At 70.7% G+C, this 17999-nt stretch carries 16 protein-coding genes; 8 read left to right on the plus strand and 8 right to left on the minus strand.

The window, feature by feature from the left end; genetic code table 11:
- Nucleotides 1–24 precede the first annotated feature (24 nt).
- On the plus strand, nt 25–1440 hold the full coding sequence (locus RPX00_RS30040) for an FAD-dependent monooxygenase (RefSeq protein WP_406630380.1): 1416 nt from the start codon (nt 25–27) through the stop codon (nt 1438–1440).
- Here RPX00_RS30040 and RPX00_RS30045 read toward each other — a convergent pair.
- The 3 genes from RPX00_RS30045 to RPX00_RS30055 are packed head-to-tail and all read right to left on the minus strand — an operon-like array spanning nt 1437 to nt 5410.
- Entirely contained in the window at nt 1437–3533 is a 2097-nt protein-coding gene (locus tag RPX00_RS30045) for an iron ABC transporter permease (protein WP_406630382.1), read from the minus strand. The two genes, RPX00_RS30040 and RPX00_RS30045, sit on opposite strands and share 4 nt — an antisense overlap.
- Nucleotides 3534–3537: 4 nt before the next feature.
- Nucleotides 3538–4548: an ABC transporter substrate-binding protein gene (locus tag RPX00_RS30050; protein ID WP_406630384.1), complete on the minus strand. Its 1011-nt coding sequence runs from the start codon at nt 4546–4548 to the stop codon at nt 3538–3540.
- A gap of 31 nt (nt 4549–4579) precedes the next feature.
- A complete protein-coding gene (locus tag RPX00_RS30055; RefSeq protein ID WP_406630386.1) occupies nt 4580–5410 on the minus strand; it encodes an ABC transporter ATP-binding protein in 831 nt (276 codons plus the stop codon).
- Nucleotides 5411–5598: 188 nt separating this feature from the next.
- On the opposite strand from RPX00_RS30055, the gene RPX00_RS30060 reads away from it, so the two are divergent.
- Together RPX00_RS30060 and RPX00_RS30065 are read left to right on the plus strand one after the other, a co-directional pair.
- Entirely contained in the window at nt 5599–6948 is a 1350-nt protein-coding gene (locus RPX00_RS30060) for an aminotransferase class I/II-fold pyridoxal phosphate-dependent enzyme (RefSeq protein ID WP_406630388.1), read from the plus strand.
- Entirely contained in the window at nt 6948–7655 is a 708-nt protein-coding gene (locus RPX00_RS30065; RefSeq protein WP_406630390.1) for a GNAT family N-acetyltransferase, read from the plus strand. The genes RPX00_RS30060 and RPX00_RS30065 overlap by 1 nt, the downstream gene beginning before the upstream one ends.
- Nucleotides 7656–7837: 182 nt before the next feature.
- Here RPX00_RS30065 and RPX00_RS30070 read toward each other — a convergent pair whose 3' ends face one another.
- The 4 genes from RPX00_RS30070 to RPX00_RS30085 all read right to left on the minus strand — a co-directional run bounded on the left by RPX00_RS30070 (nt 7838) and on the right by RPX00_RS30085 (nt 11961).
- Complete coding sequence (locus tag RPX00_RS30070) at nt 7838–8827, minus strand: transporter substrate-binding domain-containing protein (protein WP_406630392.1); 990 nt, start codon at nt 8825–8827, stop codon at nt 7838–7840.
- Entirely contained in the window at nt 8824–9603 is a 780-nt protein-coding gene (locus RPX00_RS30075) for an amino acid ABC transporter ATP-binding protein (RefSeq protein ID WP_406630394.1), read from the minus strand. The genes RPX00_RS30070 and RPX00_RS30075 overlap by 4 nt, the downstream gene beginning before the upstream one ends.
- Nucleotides 9600–10574, minus strand: coding sequence for an amino acid ABC transporter permease (locus RPX00_RS30080; protein ID WP_406630396.1), 975 nt, complete (start codon nt 10572–10574; stop codon nt 9600–9602). Before RPX00_RS30080 ends, RPX00_RS30075 begins: the two co-directional genes overlap by 4 nt.
- 151 nt (nt 10575–10725) lie before the next feature.
- Nucleotides 10726–11961: an FAD-binding protein gene (locus tag RPX00_RS30085; protein WP_406630398.1), complete on the minus strand. Its 1236-nt coding sequence runs from the start codon at nt 11959–11961 to the stop codon at nt 10726–10728.
- A 65-nt stretch (nt 11962–12026) separates the two neighbouring features.
- On the opposite strand from RPX00_RS30085, the gene RPX00_RS30090 reads away from it, so the two are divergent.
- From RPX00_RS30090 to RPX00_RS30110, 5 genes are all read left to right on the plus strand, one after another.
- Nucleotides 12027–12884 carry an NAD(+)/NADH kinase gene (locus RPX00_RS30090; protein ID WP_406630399.1) on the plus strand — a complete coding sequence of 286 codons (858 nt, stop codon included), beginning with the start codon at nt 12027–12029 and terminating at the stop codon, nt 12882–12884.
- Nucleotides 12885–13034: 150 nt separating this feature from the next.
- The gene (locus RPX00_RS30095; protein WP_406630401.1) at nt 13035–13688 is read left to right on the plus strand and encodes a hypothetical protein; all 654 of its coding nucleotides are present in this window, start codon (nt 13035–13037) and stop codon (nt 13686–13688) included.
- A 108-nt stretch (nt 13689–13796) separates the two neighbouring features.
- Nucleotides 13797–15110: a M14 family zinc carboxypeptidase gene (locus RPX00_RS30100; protein WP_406630403.1), complete on the plus strand. Its 1314-nt coding sequence runs from the start codon at nt 13797–13799 to the stop codon at nt 15108–15110.
- A 194-nt stretch (nt 15111–15304) separates the two neighbouring features.
- Entirely contained in the window at nt 15305–16663 is a 1359-nt protein-coding gene (locus tag RPX00_RS30105; protein WP_406630405.1) for an MFS transporter, read from the plus strand.
- Nucleotides 16660–17118: a MarR family winged helix-turn-helix transcriptional regulator gene (locus RPX00_RS30110; RefSeq protein ID WP_406630407.1), complete on the plus strand. Its 459-nt coding sequence runs from the start codon at nt 16660–16662 to the stop codon at nt 17116–17118. The genes RPX00_RS30105 and RPX00_RS30110 overlap by 4 nt, the downstream gene beginning before the upstream one ends.
- Nucleotides 17119–17149: 31 nt before the next feature.
- Here the strand turns inward: RPX00_RS30110 and RPX00_RS30115 are convergent, their stop codons facing one another.
- Nucleotides 17150–17998, minus strand: coding sequence for an LLM class flavin-dependent oxidoreductase (locus RPX00_RS30115; RefSeq protein WP_406630409.1), 849 nt, complete (start codon nt 17996–17998; stop codon nt 17150–17152).
- Nucleotide 17999: the final 1 nt, after the last annotated feature.

The raw sequence follows: 17999 nt of genomic DNA on the forward strand, positions 1-17999 counted from the left end.
GTCTTTAACAAGTTAAGGAGAGTCATGGACGCGGACGCAGTGATCGTCGGAGCGGGGCCGGTCGGCCTGTTCCTCGCCGCCGAACTCCGGCTCGGCGGCATCCGGCCGCTGGTGGTGGAGCGGCTCGCGGAGCCCTCCGCGGAACGCAAGGCGCGCGGCATCGGCGTGCTCGCGACGGAGGCGCTGACCCGGCGCGGTCTCGGGCCGCAGCTGGCCGAGGCGCACGAGGCGGGCGAACGGGACTTCGCCCGCGACCACGGCAGCCCGCTCGGCCATTTCGCGAACATCCACAAGCTCCTCCCGGACGGCGAACGCCCGCGTACGCACATCTGGCAGCCGGAGCTGGAACGGCTGCTCGCGAAGCACGCGGACGCGCTCGGCGTTCCGGTGCGGCGGGCGCATCGGGTGACCGCGATCGAGTCCGCTGTGGACGGTGTGACGGCGATTGTCGAGACACCGCAAGGGGAACAGCGGATCAGTGCGGCATACCTGGTGGGCTGCGACGGCGGCCGGGGAAAGGTGCGGAGTCTCGCCGGGTTTGGGTTTCCGGGCACGCCGCCGTTGTTGCGGACGCTCGCGGGTCAGGTCCGGTTTGCTGGGCCGGTGCCGCCCGCTGGACGGTATCCCGACGGGACGTTCATGCACGGCGGAAGCATGGCTGGCGTCACCGAGCTGGCCCGCGACGGCGAACCCGACGGTCCGGTCGCTCCGGCGGAACTGGCGGCGGCGATCCGGCGGGTGACCGGCGAGGAGGTCGTCGTGACGGAGGTGCGCGAGTCCCGCCGGTTCACCGACCAAGCGCGCCAGGCCGACGACTACCGGCGCGGCCGGGTCCTGCTGGCGGGCGACGCCGCGCACGTGCACTCGCCGAGCGGCGGGCAGGGGCTCAACCTCGGCCTGCTGGACGCGGCGAACCTCGGCTGGAAGCTGGCCGCGGTCGTGCGCGGGGACCTGCCGGAAGCGGTGCTGGACAGCTACTTCCGCGAACGCGGACCGGCCGGCGCGGCGGTGCTGCGCAATACGCGGGCGCAGTCGGCGTTGCTCGCGCCGGGGCCGCATGTCGACGCGTTAAGGGAGATTGTCGCGGAGCTGATGGATCTTCCGCAGGCGAACCGGTACTTCTCGGAGCTGCTGTCCGGTGTGGACCAGCGGTACGAATTCCCTTATCCGGCTGAGGAACCGGTCGGGCTGCACAGTCCCGATCGGTCCCTTGTGGACGATGACGGCCGGGTCACCCGGCTGTCGGACCACACTCGCGACGGGCAGGGCGTGCTGGTGCTCGATCCGGAGAACCGCGATCTCGCCGCGCTGGCGCCAAAGCGGGTCGAGGCGGTGCCGGTGACGAACACCGAATCGTTCTTGCTGCGTCCAGACGGAGTCATTGCCTGGGCGGGCGGAAAAGCGGACCTGAAAACGGCGCTGGATACCTGGTTCGGCTAGGAGCTGGCGCGGCTGCGCCACAACAGCCAGCCGAAGTACGGCGCCCCGATCAGCGCGGTCACCAGACCGGCCGCGATCTGGGTCGGGGCGAGCACGGTGCGGCCCAGCGTGTCGGCGACGCACACCAGCACCGCTCCCAGCGCGGCCGCCACCGGCAGCGACCGAGCGTGCCGCGAACCCACCAGCGCTCGCGCGGCGTGCGGGGCCACGAGCCCGACGAAACCGAGCGCGCCGACCGCGCACGCGGCAGCGGCGGTGAGCACCGCGGCGAGTGCGGCGAACGCGAGGCGGGACCGGTCCAGCGGGACGCCGAGCACGCGCGGCACGTCCTCGTCGAGCGAGACGAGATCGAGCGTCCGCGCGCTGGACAGGGCGATCGGCAGCGCGATGACCAGGCACAACAGCACCGGCAGGACCTGGCTGAACTCGCGGCCGTAGGTGGATCCGGCGAGCCAGGTGAGGGCCAGATGCGCGTTCCACGGCGAGGTGAGCACCACGACGAGCGTCGTGATCGCCTGCGCGCCCGCACTGACGCCGATGCCGACCAGCACCAGCCGGTCCGACGACAGTCCGCGGCCGGTCGAACCGCGTCCGGCGGCGAGCCAGTGCACGAGGGCGAACGTCGCGAACGCGGCGACGGTCGCCGCGCCCATCATCGGCCAGACCCCGATGCCGGGCACCAGCAGTACGACGCTGATCGCGCCGACGCTCGCGCCGGGTGTCACGCCGAGCAGGCTCGGTTCGGCCAGCGGGTTGCGGCAGATCGCCTGCACCAGCGCGCCCGCGACGGCCAGCGCCGCCCCGCCGAGCAGTGCGGCGAGCATCCGCGGCCAGCGCAGGTCGAGCGCGAACGACACCTCGGTGCCGGACACCCCGCGCAGCCAGTTCATGAGGTCGCCGAGCAGCACGATCCGGTCGCCGAGCAGGAGCGCGGCGATGACCGCGCCGACGAGGGCGACCGCCAGCACGACGCCGGTCCCGGCCACCCAGCGGCGGGACCGGACCGTGCCGTGCGTCCCGCGTGCGGACGGCGTGCCGGAGGGCTGCCGCCGGGCGAGCCAGACCAGGACGGCCGCGCCCGCGAGAGTCGTCACGACGCCGGTCGGCACCGAAACCGCCTTGTCCGCGGGGACGAGAGCGCGCAACAGGACGTCGGCGGCGACCACGACCAGTGCACCGGTCAGCCCGGAAAGCGGCAGCAGCAGCGGATGTTTGCCGAGCCCGGGCACCCGGTTGGCCAGCAGCCGCGCGATCACCGGCGCGCACAGGCCGACGAAGCCGATCGGCCCGGCGACGGTGACCGCGACCGCCGAAAGCAGCACCGCCACGACGACGGCCAGCGTGCGCGTGCGGCGGACGTCGATGCCCAGCACGCGCGCGTGGTCGTCGCCGAGGCCGAGCACGTCGAGCCGGTGCGCGAGCAGCAGCGTGGCCAGGATGCCGATCGCGATCACCGGCGCGGCAAGGGAAACCTGGCGGAGTCCGGATTGGACAGTCGTGCCGCTGCCCCAGCCGTACAGGCCGGCGGTCCGCTCCTGGAACAACATCAGCAGCACCGACGTGAGCGCGGTCAGCGCCAGCGCGATCGCGGACCCGGCGAGCACGAGCCGGGCTGCTCCGCCGCTGCTGCTGCGGGCGACGAGCAACACCAGCCCGGCCGCCGCGAGACCGCCGACGAAGGCGACGATTCCGTTGACATAGAAGGGAAGTGAGATCCCGAAGGCGGCCACGCCGACCACTGAGACGTACGCGCCGGCGTTCACCGCGAGCGTGTCCGGCGAGGTGAGCGGGTTCCGCGCCACGGACTGCAGCACGCAGCCCGCGAAGCCGAGCGCCAGCCCCACCAGCAGCGCCGCGGCCAGCCGGGGGAGACGGCTGGCCACGAGCACCGCCACCGCCTGGCTCCGCGCGTCGTCGTCCGTGCCGGGGAAAACGGCGCGCAGGAGTTCGCCGAGCCCGACGTGCGAAGTGCCTTGCAGCAGATGCACGGCGGACAGCACGACCAGTGCGACGATCCCGGTAAGGAAGACAACGGACGCGGTGCGCCTCGGTGTGCGCGAGGCGAGCGGCCGGGCGGGGGCGGTGGTCGTCATCGGATCAGCGCGTCAGCGCGGCGATGAGCGCGTCCACGTAGGCGATCGCCGACCTCGGGCCGCCGAACATCCAGATGCCGTCCGGGATCCGCTTCAGCTTCGCGGCCTTGACGAACGGCAGCTGCTTCCACACCGCGTTGCCCGCGAGATCCTGGGTGAAGACGTCGGATTCGGCGGCGTTGGCCGCGTACACGAACGTCGTGGCCGGGTCGGTGATCTTGGTCAGGCCTTCGACGTCGGTGGGCGCGAGGCCGTAAACCTTGTCGCCTGCCTCGGTCCACTGGTTGGCGGCGCCGAGCTGGTCGGCGACGCTGCCGAGGAACGAGCCCTTCGTGTACATCCGGACGGTCACCGTGCCGGAGGTGGTGTAGCCGTCGGCCATGACGAACTTGGCCCCGGACTTGCCCGCGTCGGCCAGCTTCTTCTTGCCGTCGGCGACCTTGGCGTCGAACTCGCCGAGCAGTGCGCGGCCCTTCTCCTGCGTTCCGGTCGCCTCGGACAGCGTCGTCACGGTCTTGCGCAGGTAGCCGATCGGGTCGGCCGAATCGGAGCCGCGCAGCGTGAGCACCTTCGTCTGTTTGGAGAGCTGCGCGATGACGTTCTCCGGCAGATCCGTGGTGGTGACCACGAGATCCGGGTGCAGCGCGGCGATCGCGTCGAGGCTCGGCTCGCCCCGGGTGCCGACGTCCGGAGTGGACGCGGCGAGCGGCATCACCTTGTCGTAGGTGTTGTATCCCTTGACGTCCGCCGCGCCGATCGGCTTCACGCCCAGCGCCAGCAGGTTCTCGGTGAGGCCCCATTCTAGCGACACGATCTTGGCCGCGGGCGCGGGCAGGTCGACCTTGCCGCGTTCGTCGGTCAGGTGGACCGGGCCCGCCTGCTTCGCGGCGGCGGCTCCGCCCTGGTCCGCGGGGGCTTCGGTGGTGCCGCACGCGGCGAGCGCGAACGTGGCGAGCACGGCCGCCGCGGTCTTCAGGAACGGCCTGCGGGCAGGCCGGGAGAACACACTGGACACGGGGGTTTTCCTTCGGACTAGAGGGACAAGGTCAAGCTGAGCGGACCGGCCGCGGCCGGGAGGTGTGCCGTCCGACCGGGCGCGTGCGGACGTGCCCCTCGTCGTCGACGTGGACGTCGATGCGCAGGCCGTAGACGTCGCTGAGCGCCTCCGCGGTCAGCACGTCGGCCGGGCGGCCGGTGGCGCGCACGGCGCCCCGGCACAGCAGCACCACCTCGTCGGCGACGGCGGCGGCCTGGTCGAGGTCGTGCAGCACCACGCCGACCGCGACGCCGTGTTCGTCGGCGAGGTCGCGGACCAGATCGAGCGTTTCGATCTGGTAGCGCAGGTCGAGGAAGGTGGTCGGCTCGTCGAGCAGGACGACGCCGGTGTCCTGGGCGAAGCAGGTGGCCAGCCAGACGCGCTGCAGTTCGCCGCCGGACAGCTCGTCGACCGGGCGCTCGGCCATGCCGTCCACGCCGGTGTGCCGCATGGCCCGTTCGACCAGTTCCGGTCCCTCGGGGTCGCCGGAGCCGAAGCGGCCGCGGTAGGGATGGCGGCCGTAAGACACGACGTCGCGCACGCGCACGCCGCCGGGCGTGGGGCGCGACTGGGTCAGCAGCGTGACGTGCCGGGCGAACTCCTTGGGGGACAACGCGAGCGCGTCCTGTCCGGCGAGAGTGACGTCGCCGGCGGCGAGCGGATGCAGCCTGGCGAGCGAACGGAGCAGCGTCGACTTGCCGGAACCGTTGGGGCCGACGAGGACGGTGACCGCGCCCGCGCGCAGGACGATCTCGGCGTCCTGGACCACTGGCTTTCCGCCGTAGCCGAGCGAGAGCCCGGTGCCGGCGAGCGCCGGTGCTTCCGGCCAGGAGTGACTCATGAAGGTTAGCCTAACCTGATCGAGTGAAATTCCGAAACCGGCCGGACCGGCGGTGTCGGACGTCACGGGCGTTTTGTACCGGCCGGGTCCGCCAGGATGTGAAACGCCTTTCCCGCGTGCCGTTGCCGCTCTAGCTTCTGATCGGGTCAGAGGTTTTCGGATTTCCGGGTGACGAGGGGAGCCGGTGCGTGGCCACGGGCGAACTCGCGACGACGACGCTGCCGGTCGGGGCAGGCTGGCTCGGGTCCCGCATCGGCGAGCGCACCGCGCGGGGCGTGGCCGGCACGGTGTCCGGCCTGATCCGCGACGGGGAGGTGCCGCCCGGCACGCGGCTGCCGACGGTGCGCGCGCTGGCCGCCGAGCTTTCGGTCAGCCCCACGACGATCGCCGAGGCGTGGTCGCAGCTGCGGGCCGCCGGGCTGATCGGCACCGGGCGCCGCCGCGGCACGATAGTGCTGGAACCGCCTTCGAGCCCGCCGCCGGAGCGCGCGTTTTCCGGCTGGCAGACGGTCGATCTGGAACACGGCCTGCCGGACCCGGGACTGCTGCCGCCGCTGGAGGACGCCGTCGCGGCCGGAGTCCACACCGAACGGTTCGGCGGTCCGGTCAAGAACTCGATCACCCCGCAACTGCGCGCCGCGGTGAAGCCGACGTGGCCGTTCGCCGCCGAAGCGTGGACGGTGGCGGCCGGCGGGCAGGACGGGATGCTGCTGGCCTGCCAGGCGGTCGCGCGTCCGGGCGACGTGATCGCGCTCGAAGCGCCGACCGCGCCGTGGCTGCGCGAACTGCTGCGCCGGTCCCGGATCCACGTGGTGCCGGTGCGCTGCGACGAGAACGGGCCGCTGCCGTCGTCGCTCGCGGCGGCTTTGGAGCATCGCCCGGTCGCGTTCGTGTACCAGCCGCGCGCGCAGATTCCGCTCGGCCATTCGGTTCCGGCGGAGCGGCTCGCGGAACTCGCCGACGTACTGTCCGAAGAGGATATCGCGGTGATCGAGGACGACGATTTCGGCCCGCTGGCGTCGGCTCCGTCGCTGAGCCTCGGCGCGCGGCTGCCCGGACGCGTCCTGCTGGTGCGGTCTTATTGCACCGCCTTCGGGCTCGAACTGCGCAGTTGCGTGATCGGCGGTTCGACGGTGCTGGTGGAGCGGGTGCGGCAGCAGCGCGGGCCGGGATCGGTGTGGTCGAGCCGGATTCTTCAGGACGCGCAGGCGTTTCTGCTGACCGATCCGGGCAGCGGCGAATTGCTGAACCGGGCCCGGCACCGGTACGCGCACCGCCGGGCGGCGTTGACGGAAGCGTTGCGGGAGCACGGGATTTCGGTGCGGGCGCGGGACGGGCTGACGTTGTGGGTGCCGGTTCCGGAGGAATCGCGGACGCTCATGACCCTGGCGGCGAACGGGGTATCCGCCGGGTCGGGCACTCGCGCGGGCAATCCGGGAACGCCGCACATCCGGGTGGCGACGGGACAGCTGCCGGACGATCCGGCGCTGGTGGCCGATCTGGCGCGGATGATCGCCCGGGCTTCGCGGCGGGCTTGATGTCTGTTGTGGACTGTTCCATTTTGGACAATGCGGCGTGGGCTTCGCTGACCGGTCCGCACGCCGTGTTCGCGGAGCGGGTGGGGCAGGCGGTGCGGTACCCGGTCGACGTTTCGGTCTTTCTCGCGGTGCCCGACGAACCGGATGAACGCGTGTGGGACGACATCGCCGCACTCGCCGGACCGGGCGCGGTGGTGCCGCTGCTGCCGCAGGCGGGGCCGCCTCCGCCGGAGTGGGAGATCCTGGAGAAGCTGGGCGGGGTCCAGCTGGTGGACGACGGGGTCGAGGCCGCGCCGCTGCCGGAGGCGGTCCGGCTGACTCTCGCTGACGTGCCGGAGATGCTGGACCTGGTCGCCCGCACGAAGCCCGGCCCGTTCCTGCCGCGCACGGTCCTGCTGGGCACGTATCTCGGCATCCGGCACGAGGGCGCGCTGATCGCGATGGCGGGGGAGCGGCTGCATCCGCCGGGATGGACGGAGATCAGCGCGGTGTGCACGGACCCGGCGTACCGGGACCGCGGCCTGGCCGGACGGCTGGTGCGCGCGGTGGCGGCGGGGATCCGGGAGCGGGGCGAGACGCCGTTCATGCACGCGGCGGCTCGGAATGTGAACGCGATCCGGCGGTATGAGGGGATGGGATTCCGGGTGCGGCGGCGGAATGCGTTCGGACAGGTGCGTATTCCGCGTGATTGGCGGGCGGCGGCTTGAAGCAGGGGGTCGTGAGTGTTGATGCCGGTTCTAACCGGGATAAACACTCACGAGGGGCTGGTGTTGGCTTCACCATGCCGTGCTGCGTCACCCCGCCCCGCCCCGCGCGGCGGGTCTGTGTCGTGGCTGGCTTCGTGAGTGGTAGCACCGGTTCTAACCGGCGCCACCACTCACGACGGTGTTCAGGAATCGCTCAGCGGGAGGCCCGGCGGGTTGACGTCCGCCTTCTTCACCGCTTCATTGTCCAGACCGTACGCGGCCAGCCATTTGGCGTACTGGCCGTGCTGGATCAGGTAGTCGATCGCGGCCGCCACTGGCTTCACGAGGCCGTTGTCCTTTTTGGTCGTCGCGGCGATCAGGCCCTGCAGTTGGGCGCCGGCTCCGGAGTACGTGCCCGCGCTGCGGGTCGGGTTCGGGGTTTTCGCGGTCTGCGCGGCGTGGTAGGCGATGCTCGGGTTGGGGGCGAAGTACGCGTCGATCCGGCCGGACGCCAGTGCCAGGTACGTGCTGTTCTTGTCGGCGAAATTGCGCACGTCTAGTTTCTTGCCTTCGGCGTTCAGTTTGCGCTGCCATTCCCGGAGGATCTTCTCCTGGTTGGTCCCGCTGTCGACGGCGACGGTTTTCCCTGCCAGCACTTCGTAATTCCCGGCGAAGGTCCACGCGTTCGCGCGGTTCGTCTCGAAGCCGAGGTTGTCCTCGCGGTAGGCGGCGAAGTCGAAGCCCTGCTGTTTGCGCTGTTCGGTCACGGTGATGTTGGAGAATCCCGTGTCGAACTGGCCGCTTTGCAGCCGGACGAACAGGTTCTGCCAGGACGCGTTCTGCACGTCCGGTTCCAGCCCGAGCACCGCGGCGACGAGGCGGCCGAGGTCGGGTTCGGCTCCGGTGAGGGTGCGCTGGTCGGTGCCGACGTAAGCCAGCGGCGGGAATCCGGACGGCAGCGCGCCGACGCCGATCACCAGTTTGCCCCGGTCGAGGATCTTCTTCGGCAGCTGGGCGCGGATCTCGGCGACGGCGGGCACGGTCAGCGAAACCGGGTGCGCGTCCGCGGTGTTCGCCGCGACCTCGACGGTCTGTGAACCGTTCACACCGGTCGACGCCTGAGTGCTGCCGCCGCACGCGCCGGCGAGGAGGGCGACCGCGGCGAGGACGGGCAGGATCGTGCGGGTTTTCATGCGTTCTCCGAGGTTTCGAGACGGGCGACCTTCCCGAGGAAGGCTCGGGTCCGGTCGTGGCGGGGACGGTCCAGGACGGCTGCGGGCGGTCCCTCTTCGACGACGCGGCCGTCATCGAGGAACACGACGTGGTCGGCGATCTCGCGAGCGAAGCCGATCTCGTGCGTGACCACGATCATCGTCGTGCCGGAGTGCGCCAGTTCGCGGATCACTGCCAGCACTTCGCCGACCAGTTCCGGGTCGAGCGCGGATGTCGGTTCGTCCAGCAGGATCAGCCGCGGTTCTAGGGCGAGCGCCCTGGCGATGGCGACGCGCTGTTGCTGACCGCCGGACAGCTGCCGCGGATACGCCCCGGCTTTGTCCGCGAGACCTACGCGGTCGAGCAGTTCTTTCGCGCGCGTCTCGGCGTCGGCGCGAGGAAGCCGTTGCGTGACGATCGGCGCTTCCACGATGTTATCGAGGATCGTGAGATGCGGGAACAGGTTGAAATTCTGGAACACGAACCCGATCCGGGACCGTTGCCGCAGAATGGCGCGTTCGCTGAGTTCCTTGAACCGGTCGCCGTGCACGCGAACGCCGATCAGTTCGCCGTCGATGCTGACGTAGCCGCTGTCAAGGCGTTCCAGATGGTTGATCGTCCGTAACAAAGTCGATTTGCCGGAACCGGACGGCCCGAGCACGACAGTCACTTGTCCGCCGGGCGCGGTGAGATCGATGCCGTCCAGGACGCGGATCCCGTCGTAGGTCTTGACCGCGCTGCGGACCTGAACGCTCACCGGGCCACCCCCAGCGCGCGAAGCCGGGCGCGGAACCGTTGGAACGGCGTCGGCGGGACGGTGCGGAGTGCGCCGCGAGAGAAGAAACGTTCGACGTAATACTGGATCACGGACAGGATGCTGGTGAGGATGATGTACCAGACCGTTCCGACCAGCAGCAGCGGAATGATCTGCCCGCTGTTGGTGCTGGCCTGGGTTTCCACCACGCCGAACAGCTCCAGCAGCGACGTGATGTAGACGACCGAAGTGCCCTTGAGCAGGCCGATCAGCTGGTTCGCGTAAGCGGGCACGATCGCGCGGGTGGCCTGCGGCAGGATGATCCGCCGGTACTGCCGGGAGCGCGGCAGCCCGAGCGCGGCCGCCGCTTCGAGCTGGCCCTGGTCCACCGAAAGCACACCGGCCCGCACGATCTCCGCGGCATACGCTGCCTCGTTCAAGCTCAGGCCGAGCACTGCGACGACGAAGAAACTGAGCACGTCGGTGGCGCTGAAACTCAGGAACGAGGGACCGAACGGGATGCCGAGGCTCAGCGTGCTGTACAGCGCGGTCACGTTGGCGAGGAACAGCAGCAGCACGATCAGCGGAATCGAGCGGAAAATCCACACATACGCCCACGAAACCGCTTGGAGGAGCGGATTTTTCGACAGCCGCAGCAACGCCAGCACGATGCCGCCGACCAGCCCGAACACCGCGGCGAGGCCGGTCAGCTCAAGGGTGAGCAGCAGCCCATCGAGGATCACCGGACGGAAGAACCAATAGCCGAAAACGTCCCACTGGAACACCGGATTCGTGATCAGGGCATGCGCCAACTGGGCGAGCAGCACGAGCACGACGGCCGCGGCGACCCACCGGCCAGGACGGCGCAACGGGGCGACTTTCTTCGCGGCCAGTTCGCGCAACCGCGCTTCGCCGGGCGGCTCGGGACCTGCGGACGGCGACGGCACGGCGCGCAGCGTCGGAGGAGAACTCACAGTGGCTCCTGGGGATCGCGGAGAGGGCGATCGCCACTGTGACCCGCTGGGTTCCCGGCTGTCGAGCGTCCTCTTGGGACTCCCACATGGTGAGCGCGGTGGTACGGAAGGAGGTTTTGTACCGGCTTTGTTACTGACTGTCTACTGTGGACTATTGGAGCAGGTGTCGGTCCAGGAACGGGTTCCGGAACTTCCCGGCCGGATCCAGCTCCGCCGCCAGCCGGCGGAACTGTCGCACCCCGTCGTGGTCCAGGTCCAAAGCCGCGCCGTGGAACAGTTTTCCCCAGTGGGCGCGGACGCCGAATGGGGCCAGCTTCTCCTCGATCAGCGGCAGCACCGCTTCCACTTCCGGCTGTCGCTGCTGCCAGGTGAAATGCACCGCCACCCGGTCTCCGCCATACGCTGGGCTCAGCCAATGCTCGTCGGCTGCGACGGTGCGGATTTCCGACACCACCAGCAGCGGGGCGATCCGGTCGCCGATGCCGCGCAACGCCTCGAAGGCCGCTGTGGCGTGGGCGCGGGGCACGAAGTATTCGCTCTGCAATTCCGTTCCGACGCTGGGCGCGAATTCCAGCCGGAAATGCGGCAGCCGGTCGTGCCACGGTCCGGGAACGCCGCCTTGCACCGTGGTGTTTTCCGCCGAAATGCCCGCTGCGTGGGCGGGATGCCGGGGGCCGTCGGCGGGGCGTGCACCGAACAGCGAATCGGGGATCTCGGCTGGTACGCGGTTCTTGAGCAGGACTTGGTCGATCGCGTCGCGCGCCCAGTTCGTGAACATGCTGACGCTGTAGCCCGCCGCTTGGATTTCGTCGAAGTGTTCCAATGCGGCGGACCAGGGGAGGGCGTCGAAAACGTCTTGGCGCACCTCGAAAGTGGGCTCTAGATCGAGAGTGAGCCGGGTGAGGACGCCGAGTGCGCCGACGTTTACCACCACTCCGGGGAATTCCGCGTCGGCGCGGGAAAAGGTGCGCAAGGAGCCGTCGGCGGTGAGGAGTTCGACCGCGGACACCGCGGAGGCCAGGCCGGGCAGCCGCTGGCCGGAGCCGTGGGTGCCGGTCGCGACGCTGCCGGCGACGGTGATGTGGGGGAGTGACGCCAGGTTGGCCAGGGCGTATCCGGCCTCGTGCACCTGCGCGACCACGTCGCCGTAGCGGGTCGCGCCGCCGATGGTGAGGCTCGCGGCGTTGATTTCCGGCGCGATGCCGAGGGCGGAGAGGTCGAGCTGGACGCCGCCGGGGCTGTCGGCGACGGTGTTGAAGCTGTGCCTGCTGCCGAGGGCTTTCACCCGGGCCGCGCCGGCGACGAGGTCCTGCGCTTCGGAAAGGGTGCGCGGGGCGAGGATCTCGCGTGCGCGGTAGGTGAGATTGCCAGCCCAGTTTTCGATCACGGACGCCGAGCCTAACCGGCCCCGGCGCGGCAGACTGGGGACAGGCTGAAGCGAGGAGACCCGACATGCATTCCGCTGGACTCGTGCTGCACCCGCGCCGCGATTCGAAAGCCGCGGTGGACGCGGTGCTGGGTTGGGCCGCCGGGCGCGGGATCGAGATCCTCGGCATCGTGGACGAGATCGCCAGGGTCGACTGCTCGGCGACCGGGGTCCAGCCCGCTGAACTGGGCAAACGGTCGGATCTGGTGGTCAGTCTCGGCGGCGACGGCACCATGCTGCGCGCGATGCGGCTCGCCGACGGGCAGCACGCGCCGGTGCTCGGCGTCAACCTCGGGAAGCTCGGGTTCCTCGCCGAGGTCGACGTGCCGGACCTGCCGCGCGCGTTGTCTGCCATCGACCGTGAAGAATTCACAGTCGAGCCCCGGCTGGCTGTGGACGCGCGGTTCGGCGGCCGGATCGAGACCGCGTTCAACGACGTCGCGGTGGTGCGCGTGCCCGGCGACGGGAGCGCCGTGGTCGCGGTGCGGGTGAACGGCGAACAGTTCGTGAGCTACGCCGCGGACGCGGTCGTGGTGGCGACGCCGACCGGCTCCACCGCGTACAGCTTCTCCGCGGGCGGGCCGATCACGAGCCCGGCGGTGGAAGCGCTGCTGGTCACGCCCGCCGCGCCGCATTCGGCGTACAGCCGCGGCGTCGTGCTGTCGGTGCACGACACCGTGACGCTGGAGGTGCTGCCGTCGAGCGGGCGGCTCGCGGTGGAGGTCGACGGGCAGGTGGCGGGGTATGTCGGGCCCGGCGAAACGCTCGACCTGCACGCCCGGCCGGGGGCGGCCCGGGTGGTCCGGCTCGGCATGACGACGTTCTACCAGCGTGCCCGGCGGAAGCTGCGGCTCAGCGATTCGGCGGAGATTCCGCTGTCCTGACCACGCCGCCCGTTCGCCCGGTAATCGGGCGCTGACCTGCGGTGATCTCGTTCGGAGTGTGCCCGCTGTCACTTACCGGTGACATTGCCGTGTCCTATTCGTAATGTCGTGGCGGCTTTGCGGACCCGAACGAGGAGATGGTGGTGCGAGGTGTCCGGTAGACATCGGGACGGATCGAAATCGTGGCGGCTGCCGACCGCGGCGGGCGCGCTGGCCGTCGGCGCGCTGGCGGTGCCGGTGTGGCTGGCCGCCAGTTCGGTCGAACCGGAGCAGTACCCGGCCGCCGCCGCGCAAATGCACGCGTTCACCGCGCCGCGCGCGTCGAGCACCGTTCCGTCCACCACCTACACGCCGTCGCCGACGACGTCTTCGAGCGCCGCGCCGACAACGTCGTCGAGCGCGCCGACGAGCAAGACGACCACCACTTCGCAAACTCCCGCGGCGAAAGCGTGTTCGTCCACTTTGGCCGGAACGCAGCCCGCGGTGGCTCAGGTGGGCAACCATGTCAAGGAAAAGTTCGGCGTGGAGTCGGTCGGCGGCAGGGCCGGACGGTCCGGGGCGAGCGACCATCCGGCCGGTCTCGCGCTGGACTTCATGGTGGACACGAAGACCGGAAACGCCGTGGCTGCTTACGTTCTCGAGCACCAGGACGATTTCGGCGTGAAGTACGTGATCTGGCAGCAGCGCTACAACGACGGCGGCGGCTGGTCGGCGATGGAGGACCGCGGCGGCGAGACCGCGAACCACTACGACCACGTCCACGTTTCGTTCGAACGCGGCGCGAAGGTTTCGGTCACCTGCTGACACCCGACTTTCGGAGGTGGGCCGGATTCGTCCGGAAGAGCACACTGTGCGCTGCTCATTGGTCACCGTCCGCACGGGGTGGCCTTCCAAGCTGCGTGAGGAGCTTCGATGGCGGGCAAGTTCTCGATCCGGCTCACTCTCAGCGTCGCCGGAGTGCTGGCCGTTCTCGGCGGCGCCACGACCGCGACAGCCGCTGCCGCGCCGGACGATCCGGTTTCGTGGCGCGTACCCGCTACGCCCGCGCAGGCCGCTGACCTGGCCCGCGCCGGGTTCGACGTCGCCGAATCCGGGCAGGGTGTGGCGTACGTGGTCGGGGACCAGGCGGTCGCGCGGCACTTGCGTGATCGCGGCTATGCCCCGGAATTCTTCGACACTGTCTACAAAGGAGTGACGACGCGCGCCGCGGCCGACACGTACTACGGCGGCTACCGCACGGTCCCGGCGCATGAGGCCCATCTCGCGAAAGTGGCTGCGGCTCATCCGGATCTCGCGACCGAGTACACGATCGGCCAGTCGTGGCGCAAGACCCAGGGCAAGGGCGGCCACGACATCAACGCGATCTGCCTGACCAAGAAACAGGACGGCGACTGCGTGCTGTCCACGAAATCGCCGAAGCCGAAATTCGTGCTGATGGCCCAGATCCACGCGCGGGAGATCGCGACCGGCGAACTCGCCTGGCGCTGGATCGACTACCTCGCCGACGGCTACGGCAAGGACGCGACCGCGACGTCCATTTTGGACTCCACCGAGGTGTGGGTGGTGCCGATCTCGAATCCGGACGGCGTGGACATCGTCGCCTCCGGCGGCAATTCGCCGAAACTGCAGCGCAAGAACGCGAACACCAGCCACGGCAATTGCGGCGGGACGCGGAGCGGCATCGACCTCAACCGCAACTCGACCTTCCGCTGGGGCGCGGATTCGAACTCGCCGTGCGCGGAGACCTATCAGGGACCGGACGCCGGTTCGGAACCGGAAGTCCAGGCGCTGGAAAAGCTGTTCCGCTCGATTTACCCCGAACAGCGCGGCAGCGGCGACAACGACCCGGCTCCCGACAATGCCCGCGGCACGATGATCACGTTGCACAGCTACGGCAACGACATCATCGTTCCGTGGGGCTTCACCTCCGACCCGGCGCCGAACAACGACGCGCTGCGCAAGCTCGGCGCGAGGTTCAGCGAGTCGAACGGGTATCTGGTGGGGACCAACACGGAGACCGTGGGCTATTCGACCAGCGGGACCACGGACGATTTCACCTACGGCGCGCTGGGAGCCGCGAGCTTCACCTTCGAGGTCGGCGGGCAGAGCGGCACGTGCGGCGGATTCCTGCCGCGGTACTCGTGCGTGGACAGCACGTTCTGGCCGAAGAACAAGGGCGCGCTGATCACGGCGGCCAAGTCGGCGGCGGCTCCGTATCAGCAGTAGGCAGCTGGCTTCCCCGAGTCGAGCCCGGTACGGCGACGGACCGGGCTCGACTCAGCTGTGTCCCCCGTAGTTAACTCGTCGGGCGACCTATCTCACCCCGTCATCCACGAGAACGTCACCTCAGCGGCTATGCGATATGTACGTACATCCCGTAGAGTAGTTCTGTAGCAGAACTAATCGAACGGGAGGCGGCAGTGACGATCGGCCTGGAGCGGGCTCGGCCGGCGGTGGTGCGGGATCATCCGAAGGCCGGGTGGTTCGCGGTCGGCGCGGTGTGTTTCGGGGCGTTCATGGGGCAGCTCGACGCCAGCATCGTCACGCTCACCTTTCCCGCGCTGCAGCGCGAGTACGGGGCTCCGCTGGCCGCCGTCGAGTGGGTGTCGCTGGCGTATCTGCTCGCGCTGGTCGGGTTGCTGGCCGCGGTCGGGCGGGTCGCCGACGCCGTGGGGCGGAAGCTCACCTACGTGCAGGGGTTCGGCGTGTTTACCGTCGCGTCGGTCGCCTGCGGGCTCGCGCCGTCGCTCGGGTGGCTGGTCGCGTTCCGGGCGGTGCAGGCGATCGGGGCGGCGATGTTGCAGGCCAACAGCGTCGCGCTGGTGGTGCGCAGCGTGCGCGAGGACCGGATGCGCTCCGCGCTCGGGGTGCAGGCGGCGGCGCAGGCGCTGGGGCTCGCGCTCGGGCCCGCGGTGGGCGGGCTGCTGGTCGACACCGTCGGCTGGCGGTGGGTCTTCCTGGTCAACGCGCCGGTCGGGCTCGCCGGGCTGATCGCCGGGCGGTACCTGCTGCCGCGCACTCGCGAGCGCACGCCGCTCGGCCGCTTCGACGGGGCGGGCGTCGCGTTGCTGGCAACCTCGTCGACCGCGTTGCTGCTGGTGATTTCCGGGGTCTCCGGGCTGGAGATGCCGGGATGGCTGCTGCTGGCGCTGGCCGGGGCAGCACTCGGCGCGGCGGTCGGGTTCGTGCTGCGGGAAAAGGCGGCGAGCAGCCCGTTGCTGCGGCTTTCGGTGCTGCGGCCGCCGGTGGTGTCGCTCGGGCTGGCCGGGGCGATGTGCGGGTACCTCGTGTTGTTCGGGCCGCTGACGTTGCTGCCGCAGGTGCTCGGCGCGGCCGGCGGGACCGGGCTCGTGCTGACCTGCCTGCCCGCGGGATTCGCGGTGGCGGCGCTGCTCGCCGACCGGGTGCTGCCGCGGCGGCTGGGCGCCCGCGGCCGGACGGTGCTGGGCGCGCTCGTCGCGGCGGCGGGGTGCGCGGGGCTGGGGCCGGTGTCCGCTCCGTGGGAGGCGGGCGTGTCGCTGGTGGTGGCCGGGCTCGGTCTGGGAGTGTTCATTCCAGCCAACAATTCGGCTGTCATGAGCGCGATCCCGGCGCGGATGTCGGCCACCGGAGGAGGACTGGTGAACATGGCGCGCGGACTGGGGACGGCGCTCGGCGTGGCGCTGGTGACGCTGTGCCTGCACACCGGCGGGGAGACGGCCGCGCTCGCGGTGCTGGCGGGAGCGGGCGTGCTGGCGGCGGCGACCGGGCTGGCGGCACGGCCGGAGACAGTACGGTGACCGCGCCGGAACCCGCGCTGGCCGACGTCGTCGCCCGGCTCCGGCGGGCCATGCGCCGGGCCGCGCGCACCGCCGACCCGGACAACACGCTGTCGGTCGCGCAGCTGGAATTGCTGTCCTGCCTGTTCGAAAACCCCGGCGCGCGGCCGAGCCGGATCGCGCAGCTGCTGAAGCTCGCGCCCAACTCGGTCACCACGATGGTCACCGGGCTGCGTTCGCGCGACCTGGTCACCCGCACCAGCGGCGGCGACGACCGGCGGACGGTGGCACTCGAACTCACCGACACCGGCCGGGCCGCGGTCGAGCGGTGGCAGGGGCACAACGCCGCGATCCTGGCCGCCGCGCTCGAAGGGGTGCATCCGGCGTGGCGGCATCTGATCGCGGCCGCGGTGCCCGCGCTGAACGAGCTGGTCGGGGCGATCGACGCGCTGGCGGAGTCGGGCCAGCCACACTGAGGTCGTTGTCCGGGAAGGACCTGAGGCGGGCTCAGAGCGCGGGCGGACCGGCTTCGACGCGGCGCAGCACCGGGTCCAGCTTGTCCTCTTCCGGGCTCCCGAACGGCAGGCTTTCCTCCCACCACGTGACGCCGGCCTCGGCGAACGGCGTGACGAGGCCGCCCGCCTGCGCCGGGTCGGCGGGGGTCGTGCCGCCGACCACCACGTCGAACGGCGCGTCGGTGTCGCGTTCGCTCCGGATGTAGGCGATCAGGTCCCGCACGTCGGCCAAGTCCGGCAAACCATCGGCTTCGAAGATCGGCACCACGCCGTCCCAGCGCGCCGCTCGGCGCATCGGGCGGCGGTTGGGCCAGCGCCCGGCGATCCAGACCGGCGGGCGCGGCCGCTGCACCGGCTCGGGCAGCAGCGTCACGTCGCGGACGGTGAAGTGCTTGCCGGAGAACGTGACCGGCTCGCCGGTCCAGAAGCGGGCGATCAGGTCGAGGCCCTCGTCGAGTTTCCCGGCGACGACCTTCGGGTCGGCCGGCTCGCCGAAGTCCGCGAACTCCGCTTCGAGCGGAGCGCCCAGCCCGGCGCCGAACACCACCCGGCCGCCGGAGAGGTGGTCCAAAGTGGACACCACGCGGGCGAGCTGCTGCGGGCGGCGGCGGGCGACGGGCGTGACCAGGGGACCGAGCCGGACGCGGCTGGTGGCGAGCGCGGCGGCGGCGAGCAGGAGCCACGGATCGCCGAACCGGCGGCCGGGGCGCTTGTCCAGCACCACGTGATCCCAGACGAACAGCCCGTCCCAGCCCGCCTCTTCCGCGGCGGCGGCGACCCGGGCCACCGTGCGCGGGTCCGCGAAATCGCCGAAGTTGGGGATGCAGACCGAAAAACGCATA

This window comes from Amycolatopsis sp. WGS_07 (assembly GCF_045278895.1).
In the GTDB taxonomy this organism is placed as follows: Bacteria; Actinomycetota; Actinomycetes; order Mycobacteriales; family Pseudonocardiaceae; genus Amycolatopsis.